The following is a 19,050-nucleotide window of genomic DNA, read 5'->3' as shown; positions in this document are numbered from 1 at the left end:
TTTATTGAAAAAGGCTGCAAGCCTCGGATATTTATTGCCTGGCTCGTGCTGCTTCCAAGGGAATTTGCTCCCCATTTAAAAAGGCCACCACAAAAGCGCCCGGGAAGCCTGCCTCACGAATGGCCTCTACGCTGGCTTTGGCGGCTTCATAGCTGGTCCATTCCCCACTGAAATATTTACTGGCTTGCCCGTCGGGCATTGGCATTTGGCTGATCGCAGGAATTTTGGCCAGCGCTGTGGCGTTGGGGGTGTTGCGGAATACGCCAATCTGCACCTTGTACACCGGCTGATCGTTGCGATGGACTGCAGGTGTTTGCAGAGAGGATGCCTTGGGGGCAGCCGAAACGTCTGGTTGAAGAGGTCTTTCGGTGGCGGTTGTTTGCACAGCCTGGTCCGGAGCCTTGAAGGCGCCTGCAACAATGTCGGCCGGAGGACTGGCCTCGCCTTTATGTATGGCCGGATAGCTGGGGCTAACAACGCCTTGTTGAGCAAGAAAGCGGGTGTTTGTGGTGGTTGCGCTCCCGCGCTGGTTGGCTGTATAGGCAGGCTCTCCGGCCATTTGCATCGTCAGAGATCCTTCGAGCATATCTACGCCTTGCTTTTTTAAGGCCAGCAAGCGTTCCAGTTGCTCGGGGTTTCTGGCTTCGAGTCGTGCAATGCCCTTTTCGGCTTCTTCGTAGTGCGTCTGGGCTCGTGCCGTAAGCTCTTCGCTTCCGGTATGAACCGAATTGCCACTTAATTCAAGCGCCTTTTGGTAGAACTTATCGTATTTGTAATCCAAGGCCTTTTCGTATAGCGCTAAGGCATTTTCCCGGTATTTACGCGCCTTAAAAATGAGATCTTCCATTTCGCGACTCATTTCCTCCTCAATATCCTTGGTCATTCTGTCGCGCATACTTATGGGGCGGGCGCTTACCAGGCGTGATTCTTCCAGGAGGCGACCCGACTCCAAATTGAGCAGGCCCGCCCATACCGTCAGAGAATCGGCGCGCTGCAATTCGGGGATTTCATTGGCCGTATAAAAAGTTTCATACAGCAGTTGGCGGTCTTCTCTTTTTTGGAGGAATTCATCGTCGGCATAAAAGGTGAGGTCGCCTGCGTTTATTCCGGTCAGCAGCTGCTCCAGTTCGCTTGGCGGCCCCTTGGGTAAGCGACGGGCCGAGCTGCGGGGAGCATAACGCCCATCTCGCAAGAGTTGACGAATGTACTCCAGTTCCTTTTGACGTGCCTGCCGATAGTGCGGTTCAATTTGGTCTTCCAGGCCATAGGTCTTTTTTTCCAGATCCACTATTTGGTCGATCAATCGCTTTAATTCGTCTTGGTGATAGCTTTGGCTGTAGGCCTGTCTCTTTTCCTGCATAAGGCGTGTCAGACTGTCGCGCTGCTGGCTCAGGAGGTAGCCCCGACGGAAGGCCGACAAGGCTTCGGAACTCTGGAAGTGCTCATAACGGCTATATATCAGAGTGTCGTTAACAGAGAAATGAAACAGCTCGTCCTTCTTTTGGGGTACAGCTTCCTTGCCCGCTACCACCGTGGATGAGGTTCGGCTTACGGCGGTTGAGGAAACGGGCAGTTTGGCAAGTACTTTTATCTGGTTGACGTCCTGCGTTAAATTGCGCACCACCTGATGATCCCATACGATTTGAGTCACTACTGCCATCGTGTCGCTGACCCCCCGGTTGGTGGCAAACCAAGCCTTGCCGGCATAAATGTCGGGAACCAGCAGAAAGTCGTCATCCGGAGAGTTAAAAGGAGGGCCCAGGTTGGCCGGTTCTGAAAAACTCCCCGATTCCGGATCCAGAAAAGACTGGTAAATATCCAGTCCCCCCATACCACCCGGTCGGTCCGAACTGAAATACATGGTCGTTCCGTCGGTCAGTAAAAAGGGATAGAGGTCGTTGTGTTCGCTGTTGATGGGGCCGCGAAGTTTTTCAGCTTCGGTCCATGCATCAATCAAGCGTACAATTTTATACAAATCGTAATTTCCATTGCTGTCGAGCAGCGGAAAAAACACTTCGTTGCCTCGCTCTGTTCTGAAAATGATTTGATTCGGATCTACGCCCACACGAAAAAAATCACCCGCTTTCAACAATTGGCCCGCATCCCTGGAAAGACCATAATGGTTTTTCAGCGCTTCGAAGGGGATGGTGTCTTTTTGCAGGACCTCTATGTCGAAGTGTTTGTTGATCAGCTGTTCGGCTGCTGCACAGTCGCTTATACCGCGCTCAGCATCGTCCCTGAAGGGGGCGCCTGTCTTACTCAGATCCAGATAGCGTTGGTAATGTGTGCGTGCCATCTCTACCTCATAAACCCTTTGGTAGAGGTAGCCCAAATGGTAGTGGACTTCCGGTTCGGGGGGCCTTACTGCAGCCAGTTTCATGCGTTGGAGGGCTTCATCGGGGCGCTCCTTCAGTTGTATAAGGGAAAGCGCATAGTAGTAATTAAGCTGCGCATCCCGGTTATTTCGTTCGAGCAAGTGGCGATACATGGTGGCCGCCTCCGCGTATTTCCCCGTGTTGTATAGCGACAGGGCTTCTGTGGCCGAGGGACTTGTTTGGGCCTGGAGGGGAAGGAGGAGCAGGAAAGGAAGGAAAAGGAGCAGTATCGCTTTTTTTATCATGACTTAAGTGTTGTCTGGGGTTTACACATATTAAAGCCCAAAATTAGTCAAAGCGCCGCAATTATTTTAATTTTCGGCTGCTTTGTTGGGCAACAAAATCCTGTTCTATCTTGTTGCTTTAGTTGTAATAACAATAAAACCAAGTTGAAGATGACACATTTAAAAGAAGGCATGGAGGCTCCAGCCTTTTCGGGCCGTAACCAACGCGGAGAAGAAGTGAGCCTGGCGCAATTTCGAGGGAAAAAAGTGGTTTTGTATTTTTATCCGAAGGACAATACCTCAGGGTGTACCGCTCAGGCCTGTAACCTCAACGATAATTACCAAAGTTTCATCGATAAGGGGTACGAGGTGATTGGCGTGAGTCCCGACAGCGAAAAGTCGCACAAGAATTTTGCTGAGAAGTATGGTTTGCAATTTCATTTGTTGGCCGATACGGAAAAGGAAATCTTGCAGGCCTACGGCGTTTGGGGCGAGAAAAAGATGTATGGACGCACCTATATGGGGGTGTTTCGCACCACATTTATTATCGATGAAAAGGGCGTGATTGAGCAGATTATCGCCAAGGTAGATACGAAGAACCATACGGTGCAAATTTTTGAATCATAGCTGCTTGCAGTCTCCAGTTTTTTGAGGAGTGGGATAGGTCGCAGAGAAATATTTCCTTTGTGTAGGGATTTTTTCGTACCTTCACGATGCGAAAAAAACCGCCTTAAACACAAAATAAAATGTCGGAACAAAAAGAAAGTAAAGCCAATCAGGAAAAGCTGAAAGCCCTTCAGCTGACGATGGATAAAATTGAAAAATCGTACGGAAAAGGCGCCATCATGCGTATGGGCGATTCCGTAGTTGAAGATCTGCCGGTGATTTCTTCCGGTTCTGTTTCCCTTAATTTGGCATTGGGCGTGGGCGGCTACCCACGCGGTCGGGTTATTGAAATCTACGGGCCCGAATCTTCGGGTAAAACCACGCTGGCTATTCATGCCATTGCCGAAGTGCAAAAAGCCGGTGGTATTGCTGCCATCATTGATGCGGAGCACGCCTTTGATCGTTTTTATGCTGAAAAATTGGGCGTGAACATTGAAGAACTCCTGATTTCGCAGCCCGATAACGGCGAGCAGGCCCTGGAAATTGCCGATCAATTGATTCGCTCTTCAGCAGTAGATTTGGTGGTGGTCGACTCGGTGGCTGCCCTTACCCCCAAGGCCGAAATTGAAGGTGAAATGGGTGAAAACAAGGTGGGTTTGCAGGCGCGCCTGATGTCTCAGGCGCTGCGAAAACTTACGTCTAACATATCAAAGACCAATACCTGCTGTATCTTCATCAACCAGTTGCGCGAGAAAATTGGTGTGATGTTTGGTAACCCCGAAACCACTACCGGAGGTAACGCCCTTAAGTTTTACGCTTCCATCCGTTTGGATATCCGTCGTATTTCGCAGTTGAAAAACGGCGATGAGGTGGTGGGCAACCAAACCCGCGTTAAAGTGGTCAAGAACAAAGTAGCGCCGCCATTCCGCAAGGCCGAATTCGACATTATGTACGGTAAGGGCATCTCTAAAGCCGGTGAGATTGTGGATCTGGGCGTAGATTTGAACATCGTTAAGAAAAGCGGCAGCTGGTTCAGTTATGGTGAAACCAAATTGGGCCAGGGACGTGAAGCCGTTAAGGATTTGATATTGGACAACCCCGAACTGGCCGAAGAATTGGAAGCCAAAATAGTGGAAGCCATTAAAGCAAAAGTATAGGTTTTAGCGCAGCCCCAAGGGGCTTTTGCTGGACGAAAAGAAAAGGGAGCGGCACCAGCCGCTCCCTTTTCTTATGTAAAAAAAATAGCCGTTTGTCATAAAAAACAATCTGTTTGTCATCTGTCTCCCAGAATCTTTGACGGATTGAGTAAATTGCTCGGCTCATTTTTACTAACCAATACCAAAATTATGCAAAAAACTCTACTTCTTGTGGCATTGTTGTGTTTTTCCCTCAACAGTATTGCCCAAACGGTTCCGGGCGATAATTGTGACAATGCCCTGAATCTTGCTGATTTAACAGCACCTTACTCTGGAAGCACAGCTGCCGCTACCAATGATTTCAATCTTTGTGATTTTGGAAGCAGCAAGGATCTCATTTTTTATTACGATTTGGAGGCAGGAGAAAACCTTGTTATATGGCAGGTTTCCAATAGCTTTGATTCAAGTCACACCTTGCGATGGGGCGGTGCTTGTCCAGGTGAAACGGAGATAGCTTGTTTTGACGATCCGGATACCCAAGCGGTGAGCTGGACGAATTCAACCGGTGAGGTACAACGGGTATGGTTTGTATTGGGTGGCTGGAGTAATTCCTCGGGTGATTTTGTGCTCGATTGGCAGGTGTTTACTAACGAAGACTGCTTGCGGGTTCGAAAACTGCGTACTTCATACATTAGCGATAATACGGCGACCATAGCTTGGGATGTATTTCTTCCTTCGAGCAACTGGGAAGTGATTTATGGTCCCGAAGGATTTGATCCCGATTCTGAAGGAGAACTGCTGGTTGTTGAAGAGCAGCAGGTGGTTTTGAACGACCTGTTGCCGGAGACCACCTACCAGGCCTATGTTCGTACCCTGTGCAGTGAGGAACTTACTTCAGAATGGTCAACTCCGGTAACTTTCAGTACTTTGGCGTTTTGCAGACCACCCCGATCGCTTTCTGTTTCCGCCATAACGACTTCTTCGGCGACCATTGCTTGGACCGATGGCGGCAATGGTGCGTCGTGGGAAGTGGAATACGGACCGGTTGGTTTTACGCCGGGTTCGGGAACACGGGTTGAGGGACTTGAAGCGACTACGGTGGAGCTGAGTGATTTGCAGCATTCAACCAGGTACGATTGGTATGTGCGCTCCTTTTGCGGAGGGGATGAGGTGTCGGATTGGAGCAGCAGAGCCACATTCACCACCCTTTGCGGAATTAATGAACTGCCCTATATGGATGATTTTTCCCAGGGCCTCAACCCTTGTTGGCAATGGACGGCTCAAATAGGCAGCAGTGGCCACTATTTAAGCGGTGAGCGTTTGCTACTGTACGTTCGTGGAGGAGAGACTTTTTTCAGTAGTCCCGAGTTCGCTGCAGATTTGAGTGCAGCCTTCCTCGAATTTGATCTCAACTTTTCAAGGAGTGGAAGTGGGGAGCAAAGTTTTGAAATCGGCCTGATGTCCGATCCCGATGATCCTGCTACCTTTATTTCTTTACGGGTCATAGAGAACGAAGGCTTGACGAGTTCCGTTCAAAAGGTCCGACTGCTTTTAGGCACGGTGCCCGCTACCCACCGGTATGTTTCTTTCCGTATTTCTACTGCGGAGTCTGGCAGCACCATTTATGCCTATCTGGATAATTTGTTGCTTACCGCAGACCCGGGCTGCTACAAGCCCTGGGACTTGCATGTGACAGACAAGACGGAAGCTTTGGTGCAGTTAGAATGGAGCTCTTTGCCTACGCAAAACAACTGGGAAGTCATTTACGGCCAAAGCGGTTTCGATCCTTCTGAATCTGGCTCCCTGTTGGCCTTGGATCAGTCCAGCGCAGTTTTGAGTGATTTGCAGCAAGCCCAGGACTACGATGTTTATGTGCGCAGCACCTGTGGCGATGAACTGGTATCGGATTGGGAGGGGCCACTGCTTGTACGCTTGCCCATTCCGGGCGACGATTGTTTCAGTGCCCTGAATTTGGCCGAGCTCACCGCTCCTTATTCAGGGTCGACGTCATTGGCCAGTAACGACTATAGTTTGTGTGGTATGGGCAGTTCCAGAGAGATGGTCTTTTATTACGATTTAGAAGTTGGGGAAAGTCTTGTTGTTGGGCAGGTTTCCAATAGCTTTGATTCGCGGCACACCCTGCGTTGGGGCGGTGCTTGTCCAGGTACAACAGAAATTGCCTGTGTAGATGATCCCGACACCGCGCCCGTTGGTTGGACCAACACTACTGAAGAGAGGCAACGAGTTTGGTTTATGTTGGGCGGGTTCAACAGCAGTGCTTTCGGAGATTTTGTGCTCGATTGGCAGGTCTATCCTGCGGGTGTTTGTGTCCCGGTCCGGTCGGTGCGTGCAAATAATATCGGCGATAATACGGCGACCATAGCCTGGAATGTATTTCTTCCTTCGAGCAACTGGGAAGTGATTTATGGTCCCGAAGGCTTTGATCCCGAATCTGAAGGAGAGCAGCTTGTTGTTGAAGAGCAGCAGGTGGTTTTGAACGACCTGTTGCCGGAGACTACCTACCAGGCCTATGTTCGTACCCTGTGCAGTGAGGAACTCACTTCAGAATGGTCGACTCCGGTAACTTTCAGTACTTTGGTGTTTTGCAGAGTGCCCCGATCGCTTTCTGTATCTGCCATAACGACCTCTTCGGCTAGCGTTGGTTGGACCGACGGCGGCAATGGTGCGTCGTGGGAAGTGGAATACGGACCGGCTGGTTTTACGCTGGGTTCGGGAACACGGGTTGAGGGACTTGAAGCAACTTCGGTGGAGCTGAATGATTTGCAGCATTCGACCTCTTATCATTTATTTGTTCGGTCCCTTTGTGGTGGCGATGAGGTGTCGGATTGGAGCAGCAGAGTCTCTTTCAGCACCCTCTGCAGCGCATTCGAACTGCCCTATATGGATGATTTTTCACAAGGACTCAACCCTTGTTGGCAAAGGACGGTTCAAACAGGCAGCAGTAGCCATTATTTAAGCAGCGAGAGGCTGTGTTTTTACGTTCGTGCAGGAGAGAGTTTTTTCAGCAGTCCCGAGTTTGCTGCAGATTTGAGTGCAGCCTTCCTGGAATTTGATATCAACTTTTCAAGGAATGGAAGTGGGGAGCAAAGTTTTGAAATCGGCCTGATGTCCGATCCCGCTGATCCTGCTACCTTTTTGTCTCTGCAGGTCATGGAGGAGGAAGCATTAACGTATTCCAGCCAAAAGGTCCGACTGCTTTTGGGCACGGTGCCAGCTACCCACCGCTATGTTTCTTTCCGTATTTCTGCATCGGAGTCTGGAGATTATATGAATGCTTATCTGGATAATTTGTTGCTTACCGCCGACCCGGGCTGTTATAAGCCTTGGGACTTGCGTGTGACAGAGAAGACGGAAGCATTGGTGCAGGTGGAATGGAGTTCTTTGCCTGCGCAAAACAACTGGGAAGTCATTTACGGCCAAAGCGGTTTTGATCCTTCTGAATCCGGCACTCTGCTGGCTTTGGATCAGGCCAGCGCAGTTTTGAGTGATTTACAGGAACTACAGGATTACGATGTTTATGTACGCAGTACCTGTGGCGGTGAGCTGGTGTCGGATTGGGAGGGCCCACTGCTTGTACGCTTGGCTGTGCCGGGCGACGATTGTTTCAGTGCACTGAATTTGGCCGAATTGACGGCGCCTTATTCAGGGTCGACTTCAATGGCTAATAACGACTTTAGCCTGTGTTACATGAATAACTCCAACGACCTGATTTTTTATTACGATGTGGAAGCCGGGGCAGCCATTGAGGTGACTCCGTTAAGTAACAATTTTGATTCCCGTCACAGCTTGCGCTGGGGTGGCGACTGTCCAGGTACTACAGAAATTGCCTGTATCGATGAACCCGATACGGCACCGGTTTTTTGGTACAACCATACCGAAGTTACGCAACGGGTTTGGTTTATCTTGGGAGGGTACAGCAGCAACTCAGGAAGTTTTGTGCTCGATTGGACTTATTTTGAGCCCGGCAGTTGTTTACCACCTGTTGATCTTCTTGTAACTGAGGTAAGCGACCAAACTGCGCAGCTCAGCTGGACCGACGTTTCTAATGCGAGTGAGTGGGAGGTTCGGGTTTCTATGAATTATGGACAAGAGACAGTTGTTTACAGCACGACTACCTCAGCGCCAATGCTGGCCCTCGACGGTTTGGAGCCAGGGACACAGTATAGTGTCACAGTCGGTGCCATCTGCGATGAAGGTGTCAGCAGTAGAAAAGTCTCCACTTTCTTTACCACAACTTGCAGCTCGCTGACGCTTCCGTATTTTGCGGAATTTGGCCAGAACGGCAAATCAAGTTGCTGGCGTTTTGTATCCAACTGGTCCAGTTACTACTATATCGATTGGGGCTCACAAGCAATGTACTACGATTTTGCTACAGGGGTGACTACTCATGCCTTGCCACAGGTTGGCGAGCTTCTGGATGGAGCTGTGCTGCGTTTTAATATTTCCGATGTCCGGGGTGCTTTGGGACTTATTCAGGTGGGCAGTATGTCTTCCGCTACGGACAGCACGAGTTTTGTTCCTTTTATCAGTCGGGAGCTTGACGCCAATTCGGTTAACATGGAAATAGGCTTTGAATTGCCTGCTTTGCCCGAGGGGCACTCCTTTTTGGCTTTGCGTTTAATCAATAACAGCGAGATTCAAATACTTTTAGGCATCAAAGATTTCTCTATTCAGGAAAAATCGGATTGTGAAACTCCTACTCAGCTGATGGCCAGTAGTGTTACACATGATGCTGCACAAATCAGCTGGGTCCCCTTGGGGATAGAAGCTGCCTGGGAGTTACGAGTAGGCGCGCCTGGCTTTGACCCGGAGACAGAGGGTGATTTGTACCAGACTGAAAGTCCGGGGCAGGAGTTAATCAATCTGCTTTCGGATACCAGATACGAGGTGGTTGTACGACCTGTGTGCACCAACGGTGCGGAGTGGTCTAAACCTTATTTGTTCTCTACCGAAGTGGCCTGTCCCGCCCCTTATGAACTCAGTGTCGTGCCTGTTTCGCCTCAGTCGGTTTTGGTTGATTGGGCGCTTACAGAGAGAGCGGAAACCTGGCGCTTATTGTATTGGCCTGTGAACAGTAACAGTTACGATAGGCAGGAGCTGCTTGTAGAACAGGCTCCTCCTTTCCTTGTTGAGGGACTGACTCCCGGAGTCCAGTACACCTTCTCTGTAGCTTCGTTGTGTGGAGAGGACTATGGAAATAGTCGGGCATCCCAGCAGGTTTCTTCCTTTACGGCCTGTGACGGGGTTAAATTGCTTCCCTATGTGGCCGACTGGTCTGATCTGCAAAGGGGATTCAGCCCTTATTGTTGGGACACACTACAGGGCTCAAGTCCAAACAATAGGTTTGGCACTTCTTTTAATTATCCATCCGGACATGCGCTCTTAGAGTTTTATGTCAGTGGTTCTGAGGGGTATGTTACCGCGCTGTTGCCCGAACTGGATGGAGATTTGTCGGCTATGAAGATGCATCTTAAACTTTTTCTGGAATATGGTGAGGGGGCTTTGGATATAGGTGTGTGGGACGGTCAGGACTTCCATTTGGTGGAGACGCTGAATCTGGTGGCTGCTTCTTCGCTTTTGAAAGACTATGTGGTTCTCCTCGATAATGCAGGGTCGTACAGCGGGCGCCTTGCGCTGAGGTTGCGAAATACGACCAATCAAAATTGGAACAGGCTTTATCTCGGGGCACTCGAAGTTGATTGGCAAAGCGATTGTGAACGGCCTTTTGGTTTCAGGGTGCAGGACCTGACCTCTGGTTCGGCTACTTTGTTGTGGGAGCAGATTGCCCTTCCTTACAATGTGGAGTTGATGTGGGGCCCGCTCGGTTTTGATCCGGCTGAAGAGGGCAGCGTTGTGGAATTGGATGGTGCTGTTGGAGAATACGCCCTTGAGGGGCTGTCGCCCGCTTCTGCTTACGAAGTGTATTGGCGCAACCAGTGCGATGATGAGTTGTGGTCCGACTGGTCTGCCCCCTTTGTCCTAAATACCCCCTGCCTGCCGCTCGAGATTAATTTACCTGAGGTGGAGGAAGGGACCGTTTTCTCCCTAGAGGAAGAAGTGGTGCTTAATCTGACTTACTCCTTTGCTTGTACACCAAAGTCGGTGAACATCTATTTGGTGGATGAGGATTCAGAAAACAGCAACTTTCTTGGAATGTCTGAGCTTACAGAGGAGGAGGGGAGTCTGGCCCTTCGCTTACCGCGTACCCTCTCCACCGGGAATTATCGATTGGAATTAAGATACACCGATTTTATCGACAATGGATCGGAGGGGCAAAGAATTGCTGCCAGCGGTGTTTTTGGCTTGACCAATACAAGTCCTCGCATTGAGATTATGAGGCCTTCTGCTAATAATGCTGTGGTACATGGTGCTTACTCTTCCATCTACCTGACCTGGAATGTCTTCATGCTTTCTGAGGTGGATGTTTTGTATTCTGTGGACGGAGGCGAGAATTGGGAAGAACTGTTTCAGTTGCTGGATTGCTATTCAGGAAGTTCTTTTGATGGCGCTACCGGCAAAAGCATAGCCACCAGGGAGGAATGGTTGGGCGAAACCCTTGTTTTCAAAGTTGTTTCAAGTACCAATCCGGATGTGTTTGCCCTGTCGCCCGGTGTTCTGGTTTTAGCGCAGAATCCCTTCCGGATTGTTTCAGTAGGATCTGCTGAAGTTCCCCTGGGTGGTACCAAGGACATCGAATATGAGGCGGATACAGCATTGGATGTTCTTTTGCAGCTTGAAGACGATCGCTTTAACGTGCTTTCGTCGCAACTGGTTTCTGTAGCAGCAGGTACCGGAACCCTGCAGTTTCCTACGGAGGGATTGCAGGTGGGAGAATTTTATATTGCGTGGATTTCTGCAAAGAGTGTTTTGAATGTCGGAGGCAGTGGTTATGGCTTCACCGTCGTCGTGCCTACTTCACTTAATGAAATCAGGCAGCCTGCTGCAGAAATTCAACTGCATCCTGTGCCCGTGGAGGATTTGTTGTTTATTCATGCACCTGATTTGGCAGACGGCACCCATGGGGTCTTGTACGATTTGTCGGGCCGGCGACTGATGGACTTTCTCCTTAGTGAGGCACCGTTGAACTTAAGCCACCTAAAGACCGGTGTTTATCTTTTGATGATAGATGGCAGGACTTTTAAAGTGGTGAAGGAATAAGCAAATAGAACGATAAGAAAAGGAGCGGCGGAGGCCGCTCCTTTTTTTATATCTTTGTAGCCTAATAATAAAGCGCGTGTGCATGGCAGTAGAAATAGGTAAGGTTAATAAGTTAAAGGTTTTGCGAGAGGTATCCATTGGGGTATATCTCGATGGAGATACCATTGGTGATGTGTTGCTGCCGAAGCGCTATGTGCCCGAGGGGACCAAAGAAGGCGACGAAGTGGAAGTTTTCATTCACCTCGATTCGGAAGATCGCCTGATTGCCACCACCGAGCGGCCTTTGGCCCAGGTGGGCGAATTTGCCTGGTTGAAGGTGGTTTCGGTGAGTAAGTTTGGCGCTTTTTTGGACTGGGGTTTGATGAAGGACTTGCTGGTTCCCTTCCGCGAGCAGAAGGAGAAAATGGAGAAGGACCGCTACTATGCGGTTTATGTGTACTTCGACGACGAAACCGGTCGCATTGTGGCCTCTGCCAAGGTCGATCGCTTTTTAGATAATGTGTCGCCCGACTACAATCCCGGCGAGGAGGTCAAGTTGTTTATTGTGGGTCGTACCGAGTTGGGCTACAAGGCGGTAATCAATGGTCTGCATTCGGGCTTGTTGTATTACAACCAGGTGTTTAAATCCCTACAGTTGGGGCAACAAACCAAGGGCTACATTGCCCGGGTTCGGGAAGATGAGAAAATCGACCTTTTGCTGGAGCGTCCCGGCTATGAAAAGGTGGACGAGCTGTCGCAAAAGCTGCTGGATGCCTTGCAAAAAGCCGGTGGCTTTTTGCCCCTGACCGATAAGAGTGTTCCGGCAGACATTGAACAAAGACTGGGCATGAGTAAGAAAACATTTAAAAAGGCCATCGGGGCTTTGTACAAGCAGCGACTTATTGAACTTTTGCCCGATGGCATCAAACAGTTGTAAATAAATATGCTATGAGATTACTGCTTTTTGGGGTGGCTGTCCTTTTTTGGCTGCCAGGTACAATTAATAGCCAGGTTCGTCTGGGCGATATCAGACTGAGTGACCCTTTTATTCTGGCCGATGCCCAAACCAACACCTATTATATGACCGGAACCGGGGGGCAGTTATGGAAAAGCGCCGACTTAGAATGGTGGACCGGCCCCTATGACGTGGTTCAGCATGATCCCGACTCCTGGATGGGGGAAGAGCCCATGATTTGGGCTGCCGAAATTCATGCTTACAAGGGTAGGTACTACTTCTTTGCAACATTTACAAACAGAGACGTGGTGATAGACACTGTGCGGGGCAACGCTATTGAGAGAAGGGCCTGCCATGTGCTGGTAAGCGACCACCCCGAGGGGCCTTATGTGCCCTTTGGGGAGGAAGAGTACTTGCCAGCCGGGATGCCCACCCTGGATGCCACGCTTTGGATCGAGGAGGAGGTTCCCTACATGTTGTACTGTCACGAATGGCTGCAAAACTGGAATGGAACAGTAGAAATGGTGGAGATGAAGGCGGATTTGAGCGGGACGGTGGGAGATGCCAAAGTGCTTTTTAGAGCCATGGATTCCCCATGGAGTCGCGAGCGGAATCAGCAGGGGGAAGAGGTTCCCAATAAGGTGACCGATGGGCCCTGGGTTTTTCGTACACAAACGGGGAAGCTGGGTATGTTATGGACCAGTTGGATCCACGATGTGTATACCCAGGGGGTGGCCTATTCAGAAAGCGGAACCTTGGCGGGGCCCTGGATACAGGAACAAGCGCCGTTGACGCCACCGAATTTTGGACATGGGATGATGTTTCGCACTTTTAGTGGAGAGCTGTTGATGGTCTTGCACAGTCACCGTGAAGAAGAGGGGCGCTACATCAGGCATCCCCGTTTGTTCAAAGTGGATGATTCGGGAGATAAGATTGGTGTTGTTTCTTTTGAAGACTAAAAACAGTATATTGTGAAAGTTAATCTATAACAGGCTTAAAAATGGCAGAAGAAAGAGTGATGATCGAAATGGAGTACCTGCTTAATACTACTCCTGGCATCCTGTTTAACAGACTCAGTACTGCCAGCGGGTTAAGTGAATGGTTCGCCAATGACGTAGGGGTAGAAGGAAAGGTGTATACTTTTAAGTGGGAAGGCAGTGCGCAGCGTGCAGAGCAAACGTTGCGAAAGGAGAACAAATTGGTTCGCTTTAATTGGCTGGACGAAGATTTGGAGGGTGCCTGGTTCGAGTTTCGCATTAATGTGGATGAACTGACCGGAGATGTAGCCTTGCACGTTGTTGACCACGTGGAAGAGGATGAGCAGGAAGACAGTATTGAACTTTGGAATCGTCAAATTGAAATTTTGAAGCACGGTTTGGGTTCCCTTTAGTTTTTGGCTCATTATTTGATTTGTAATCATTAAATTTGCACCCGGGCACGGTAGAACGTGCTGCGGGTGTTTTGTTGAAAGGCTTATGAAGAAACTGCATTTGTTTGTTTTCAGGAGTTATGCCGGTCCCTTGGTGATGACCTTTTTTATTGCCATGTTTATACTGGTCATGCAGTTTTTGTGGCGTTATGTCGACGACCTGGTAGGGAAGGGTTTGGAATGGACAGTTTTGGTAGAGCTTTTGTTTTATGCTTCGTTGCAGGTTGTTCCTATGGCGCTGCCCCTGGCCATATTGTTGGCCGCGCTGATGACCTTTGGTAATTTGGGTGAAAATTACGAATTGACTGCCTTAAAAGCTGCCGGCGTTTCGCTTCCTCGAATAATGAAGCCCCTGATTGTTTTAACAGTTGTTATTTCGGGCCTGGCTTACGCCTTTTCTAATAATGTGCTTCCGGTAGCCAATTTGAAACTGGTCAGTATCTTGCATGGTATTCGGGAAACCAGGTTGGAGCTGGATATTAAGGAAAGGGTTTTTTATCAGGGGGTGGATGATTTCAGCATAAAGGTGGAGGAGAAGGATCAGGAAAGCAATTTGCTGAAGGAGGTGATGATATACGATCACCGCGATCGTTTGGCGGCCAACAGCAACGTAACAATGGCTGACTCGGGGAGGTTGCAGGTGTCGGCCGATAAAAAGCACTTGATGCTGACTTTGTTTGACGGGATGACTTATGATGAGCGCATTTCCCCGGAGATGAATGCAAAGCGTTCGCGTCAGCAAAGGAAGGACAACAGTATGTATCGGGTGGATCGTTTTGCTGAGCAGGTTGCCATTATGCAACTGCAAGGTTTCGATTTTTCAAAAACCGACGAGAATCTCTTTAGAGGAGGGGACCGTATGAAAAACCTGTCTCAGCTTACGCATGATTTGGACTCCATTCGCACAGAACGTAAAGTGTATGTAAGCTCTCTGGAGGAGCGTTCCTCTGCAACGCATTTTAATCGGGTGCCTCTTGCCCGGGATCAACGACTTCATGCCGTGGACAGTGCCCTGGTTGTTAATGCCGATTCTGTGTTTTACAGTCTGGAGGCCAACCGGCGTTTGTTGGTGGCTCAAAATGCCATTCGGTCGGCCAGGGATCACAAGCAGGTTATCGACGATCAAATGCGCTTCATTGAGCGGGAAGACGTGCGGGTACGCAGACACTTGATGGAAATGCACCGCAAATTTACCTTGTCCTTTGCCTGTCTCATCTTCTTTTTTATCGGTGCTCCGCTTGGAGCAATTATACGTAAAGGGGGCCTGGGTATGCCTGTGGTCATATCCATCTTCTTTTTTATTGTTTACTATGTCATCGACACCATGGGTGTTAAGTTTGCCAGAGATGGGGTGTGGCACGTTTATCAGGGGATGTGGTTGTCCTCCGTAGTCCTCCTTCCGGTAGGAATCTTTCTTACCTATAAGTCGGCCACCGACTCTGCCTTACTCAATGCCGATGTGTATTACGCTACCCTGAGAAAATTGAGGGCGCGTTTTTTTAGAAAATAAAAATTGATAAAATGTCATTAAACGAAGCGTTTCAGTTGAATACCATTGACGAAGCCATTGCCGCCATAAAAAAAGGCGAGTTGATTATTGTGGTGGATGATGAAGACCGTGAAAATGAAGGAGATTTTATAGCAGCGGCCGAGTTGATAACCCCCGAAAAGGTCAATTTTATGGCTAAGTACGGAAGGGGACTCATCTGCGCCCCTTTGTCGGAGCGCAGGTGCGAAGAACTGGACCTGGAAATGATGGTAGGCCGAAATACCTCCTTGCACGCAACTCCTTTTACTGTTTCGGTAGATTTGCTGGGAGAGGGTTGTACCACAGGTATTTCAGCTTCTGACCGGGCCAAAACGCTCCGGGCTTTAGCCAAACCTGAGACGACTGCAGAAGAGCTGGGCCGTCCCGGGCATATTTTCCCCTTGATGGCCAAAGAAAGAGGCGTCATTCGTCGTGCCGGTCACACCGAAGCTGCTGTTGATTTGGCCCGTTTGGCTGGTCTGCAACCAGCAGGTGTTTTGGTCGAAATAATGAACGACGATGGCACCATGGCCCGCTTGCCCCAATTGATGGAAATGGCTAAAAAATTTGATTTGAAGATCATCGCCATTCGTGATTTGATTGCCTATCGATTAAAGCAGGAAAGTCTTGTAGAGAAGGGGGTTGAGGTGCATTTGCCCACCGCTTATGGTGACTTCCGCTTTATTCCCTTCAAACAAAAGTCCAACGGACTGGAGCACATGGCCTTGATCAAGGGAGAATGGGAGCCCGGTGAGCTTGTTTTGGTTCGGGTCCATTCGAGTTGTGCCACCGGCGATATTTTCGGATCCTTACGATGTGAGTGTGGGGAGCAGTTGCACAAGGCTATGGAAACCATTGAAAAGGAGGGGCGTGGTGTTATTGTATATATGAATCAGGAAGGACGTGGCATTGGCTTAATGAGCAAGATTGCCGCTTACAAACTTCAGGAAGAAGGCTTAGACACAGTGGATGCCAATGTAGAATTGGGCTTTGAGGCCGACGAACGCGACTATGGTGTGGGTGCTCAGATTCTGCGTGAGCTGGGGGTTTGTAAAATGCGTCTGATGACCAATAATCCCATTAAGCGTATTGGTCTGGAAGGTTATGGTTTGGAGATCGTTGAGAACATTCCCATAGAGGTGCAACCGAATACACATAATGAGTATTACATGCATACCAAGAAGACCAGGATGGGGCACAATCTGCAGTTTTTTAAGTATCAGAAGAAGTAGGTGCTATGTACGGATAAAAAAAAGTGGACGAAAGTCCACTTTTTTTTTGGGGGCGGGGCGGCCCCCCTCAGGCCCCCCCCTCAGGCTGCCCTCAGGCTGCCTCAGGCTGCCTCAGGCTGCCTCAGGCTGCCTCAGGCTGCCTCACGCCCTCACGCCCTCAGGCTGCCTCACGCCCCCAGGGTTGAGACCTTGCGTTATGATTGGGAGGAAGCGGTCAGGCGTGTAGCGCCTGTTTTGGAAAGCGGACTGAAGTCCGCAGCCTCGGGGCACCCGTGCCCCCGCTGCTCTGTCCTGGGAGGCCTTGTGGGCGGGCGGACTGACGGTTTGGCAGTTTTGGGTGACAGGGGAGGACTGTTTTGGGCTGTTTGGGGTGTCATATTTGCACCAAAAGGGGGATTGTGTTGAATGGCACAGGCTTTGTTTATATCCTGCTGTCTGAATAAACAGCAACTCAAAATAACAGAATAAAATAAATTTTGAAATGGGAAAAATAATTGGAATTGACCTGGGTACTACCAACTCCTGCGTTTCAGTAATGGAAGGTAATGAGGCAGTTGTAATCCCCAACAGTGAAGGAAAAAGAACCACGCCTTCAATCGTAGCTTTTGTGGAGAATGGTGAGCGCAAAGTAGGAGATCCCGCTAAAAGGCAAGCCATTACCAATCCCGCAAAAACCGTTTACTCGATCAAGCGTTTCATGGGTACCATGTATGGCGACATCCCAAATGAGGTTACCCGTGTGCCTTATAAGGTGGTGAAGGGCGACAACAATACGCCCCGTGTGCAAATTGACGATCGGCAGTATTCTCCCCAGGAGATCTCGGCCATGGTGCTTCAGAAAATGAAGAAAACTGCTGAAGATTATCTGGGACAGGAAGTGTCTGAAGCCGTTATTACCGTTCCTGCCTATTTTAACGATGCGCAGCGTCAGGCTACCAAGGAGGCCGGAGAAATTGCCGGTTTGAAAGTGCGCCGAATCATCAACGAGCCCACCGCCGCATCTTTGGCTTATGGTTTGGATAAGAAGGACCGCGACATGAAGGTAGCGGTGTTCGACCTTGGCGGGGGTACTTTTGACATCTCTATCCTGGAACTGGGCGACGGAGTGTTTGAGGTGAAATCGACCAACGGAGATACCCACCTGGGTGGCGACGATTTTGACGATGTCATCATCAACTGGCTGGCCGATGAGTTTCAAAAAGAGGAGGGTTTGGACCTGCGCAAAGATCCCATGGCTTTGCAGCGCCTGAAGGATGCTGCTGAAAAAGCCAAAGTGGAACTCTCGAGTGGTACAAGTACCGAGATCAACCTGCCTTACATTATGCCGGTGGACGGAATTCCCAAGCACTTGGTGAAGACACTTTCCCGTTCACAGTTTGAGCAGTTGGCCGATCGTTTGATTCAGCGTGCCATTGAGCCTTGTAAGTTGGCGCTGAAAGATGCCGGACTGACCGCTTCCGATATCGATGAGGTTATTTTGGTTGGAGGTTCTACCCGTATTCCTGCCATTCAGGAGTTGGTCGAGAATTTCTTCGGCAAGAAGCCCTCAAAAGGTGTTAACCCCGATGAGGTAGTGGCTTTGGGTGCTGCCATTCAGGGTGGTGTACTTACCGGAGAAGTAAAGGATGTACTTTTGCTCGACGTAACACCGCTTTCACTGGGTATTGAGACCATGGGTGGCGTAATGACCAAATTGATTGAATCAAACACGACCATTCCTACCAAAAAATCGGAAACCTTTACCACTGCAGCCGACAATCAGCCTTCAGTAGAGATTCATGTGTTGCAGGGTGAGCGCCCTATGGCTAAGGACAACAAAACCATTGGTCGTTTCCACCTCGACAGCATTCCCCCGGCACCTCGTGGTGTTCCGCAGATTGAGGTGACTTTCGATATCGACGCCAACGGCATCTTGCATGTAAAAGCTAAGGACAAAGGAACCGGTAAGGAGCAGAGCATTCGTATTGAAGCTTCCAGCGGTTTGTCCGATGAGGAAATCAAGCGCATGAAAGAAGAGGCCGATGCCAATGCCGAGGCAGACAAGCAGGCCAAGGAACGCATCGATAAACTGAATACTGCCGACAGTCTGATTTTCCAGACCGAAAAGCAACTGAAGGAGTTCGGCGATAAGTTGCCTGCCGATAAGAAGGAGCCCATTGAGGCTGCACTCAATAAGCTGAAGGAGGCGCACAAGGCTCAGGATATTGCCGCCATTGATGCAGCAACTACTGAGTTGAACACCGTTTTCCAGGCGGCCTCTCAGGATATGTACAACGCCAGTCAGGCACAGGGCGGACAGCCCCAGGGAGATGCCGGTCAGGCTTCTTCGGGAGACAATAAGGGCGGCGACGACGAAGTAACCGATGTGGACTTCGAAGAAGTGAAATAAGTGGCTCGTTTCGGAATG

General features: G+C 49.6%; 10 protein-coding genes. 9 read left to right on the top strand and 1 reads right to left on the bottom strand.

Annotated features, from left to right (window positions below):
• Window positions 1-31: 31 nt before the first annotated feature.
• Window positions 32-2,620 (bottom strand): PD40 domain-containing protein, encoded by a 2,589-nt coding sequence (locus tag B4W65_RS05910; RefSeq protein WP_088654200.1) that lies wholly within the window; start codon window positions 2,618-2,620, stop codon window positions 32-34.
• A gap of 150 nt (window positions 2,621-2,770) precedes the next feature.
• On the opposite strand from B4W65_RS05910, the gene bcp reads away from it, so the two are divergent.
• From bcp to dnaK, 9 genes are all read left to right on the top strand, one after another.
• Complete coding sequence (gene bcp / locus B4W65_RS05905; RefSeq protein WP_088654199.1) at window positions 2,771-3,226, top strand: thioredoxin-dependent thiol peroxidase; 456 nt, start codon at window positions 2,771-2,773, stop codon at window positions 3,224-3,226.
• Window positions 3,227-3,345: 119 nt separating this feature from the next.
• Window positions 3,346-4,362 carry a recombinase RecA gene (recA, locus tag B4W65_RS05900; RefSeq protein ID WP_088654198.1) on the top strand — a complete coding sequence of 339 codons (1,017 nt, stop codon included), beginning with the start codon at window positions 3,346-3,348 and terminating at the stop codon, window positions 4,360-4,362.
• 189 nt (window positions 4,363-4,551) lie between these two features.
• Complete coding sequence (locus B4W65_RS05895; RefSeq protein ID WP_088654197.1) at window positions 4,552-11,520, top strand: fibronectin type III domain-containing protein; 6,969 nt, start codon at window positions 4,552-4,554, stop codon at window positions 11,518-11,520.
• Window positions 11,521-11,602: 82 nt separating this feature from the next.
• The gene (locus B4W65_RS05890; RefSeq protein WP_088654196.1) at window positions 11,603-12,436 is read left to right on the top strand and encodes a CvfB family protein; all 834 of its coding nucleotides are present in this window, start codon (window positions 11,603-11,605) and stop codon (window positions 12,434-12,436) included.
• An 11-nt stretch (window positions 12,437-12,447) separates the two neighbouring features.
• Complete coding sequence (locus tag B4W65_RS05885) at window positions 12,448-13,413, top strand: glycoside hydrolase family 43 protein (protein ID WP_088654195.1); 966 nt, start codon at window positions 12,448-12,450, stop codon at window positions 13,411-13,413.
• Window positions 13,414-13,454: 41 nt separating this feature from the next.
• A complete protein-coding gene (locus B4W65_RS05880) occupies window positions 13,455-13,844 on the top strand; it encodes an START-like domain-containing protein (protein ID WP_088654194.1) in 390 nt (129 codons plus the stop codon).
• Between the two features lie 85 nt (window positions 13,845-13,929).
• Window positions 13,930-15,393 carry an LptF/LptG family permease gene (locus B4W65_RS05875; protein ID WP_088654193.1) on the top strand — a complete coding sequence of 488 codons (1,464 nt, stop codon included), beginning with the start codon at window positions 13,930-13,932 and terminating at the stop codon, window positions 15,391-15,393.
• 11 nt (window positions 15,394-15,404) lie between these two features.
• Window positions 15,405-16,643 (top strand): bifunctional 3,4-dihydroxy-2-butanone-4-phosphate synthase/GTP cyclohydrolase II, encoded by a 1,239-nt coding sequence (locus B4W65_RS05870; RefSeq protein ID WP_088654192.1) that lies wholly within the window; start codon window positions 15,405-15,407, stop codon window positions 16,641-16,643.
• 481 nt (window positions 16,644-17,124) lie between these two features.
• Window positions 17,125-19,032: a molecular chaperone DnaK gene (gene dnaK / locus B4W65_RS05860; protein ID WP_088654190.1), complete on the top strand. Its 1,908-nt coding sequence runs from the start codon at window positions 17,125-17,127 to the stop codon at window positions 19,030-19,032.
• Window positions 19,033-19,050 lie beyond the last annotated feature (18 nt).

This window comes from Geofilum rhodophaeum, from assembly GCF_002210225.1.
Lineage (GTDB): Bacteria > Bacteroidota > Bacteroidia > Bacteroidales > Marinilabiliaceae > Geofilum > Geofilum rhodophaeum.
Note: the sequence above shows the minus strand (reverse complement) of the source record. Positions and strands in the feature narration are given on the sequence as shown.

Coding starts and splice junctions, on each gene's coding strand:
- B4W65_RS05910 (WP_088654200.1), bottom strand. CDS start 2,620: ATGATAAAAAAAGCGATACTGCTCCTTTTCCTTCCTTTCCTGCTCCTC.
- bcp (WP_088654199.1), top strand. CDS start 2,771: ATGACACATTTAAAAGAAGGCATGGAGGCTCCAGCCTTTTCGGGCCGT.
- recA (WP_088654198.1), top strand. CDS start 3,346: ATGTCGGAACAAAAAGAAAGTAAAGCCAATCAGGAAAAGCTGAAAGCC.
- B4W65_RS05895 (WP_088654197.1), top strand. CDS start 4,552: ATGCAAAAAACTCTACTTCTTGTGGCATTGTTGTGTTTTTCCCTCAAC.
- B4W65_RS05890 (WP_088654196.1), top strand. CDS start 11,603: ATGGCAGTAGAAATAGGTAAGGTTAATAAGTTAAAGGTTTTGCGAGAG.
- B4W65_RS05885 (WP_088654195.1), top strand. CDS start 12,448: ATGAGATTACTGCTTTTTGGGGTGGCTGTCCTTTTTTGGCTGCCAGGT.
- B4W65_RS05880 (WP_088654194.1), top strand. CDS start 13,455: ATGGCAGAAGAAAGAGTGATGATCGAAATGGAGTACCTGCTTAATACT.
- B4W65_RS05875 (WP_088654193.1), top strand. CDS start 13,930: ATGAAGAAACTGCATTTGTTTGTTTTCAGGAGTTATGCCGGTCCCTTG.
- B4W65_RS05870 (WP_088654192.1), top strand. CDS start 15,405: ATGTCATTAAACGAAGCGTTTCAGTTGAATACCATTGACGAAGCCATT.
- dnaK (WP_088654190.1), top strand. CDS start 17,125: ATGGGAAAAATAATTGGAATTGACCTGGGTACTACCAACTCCTGCGTT.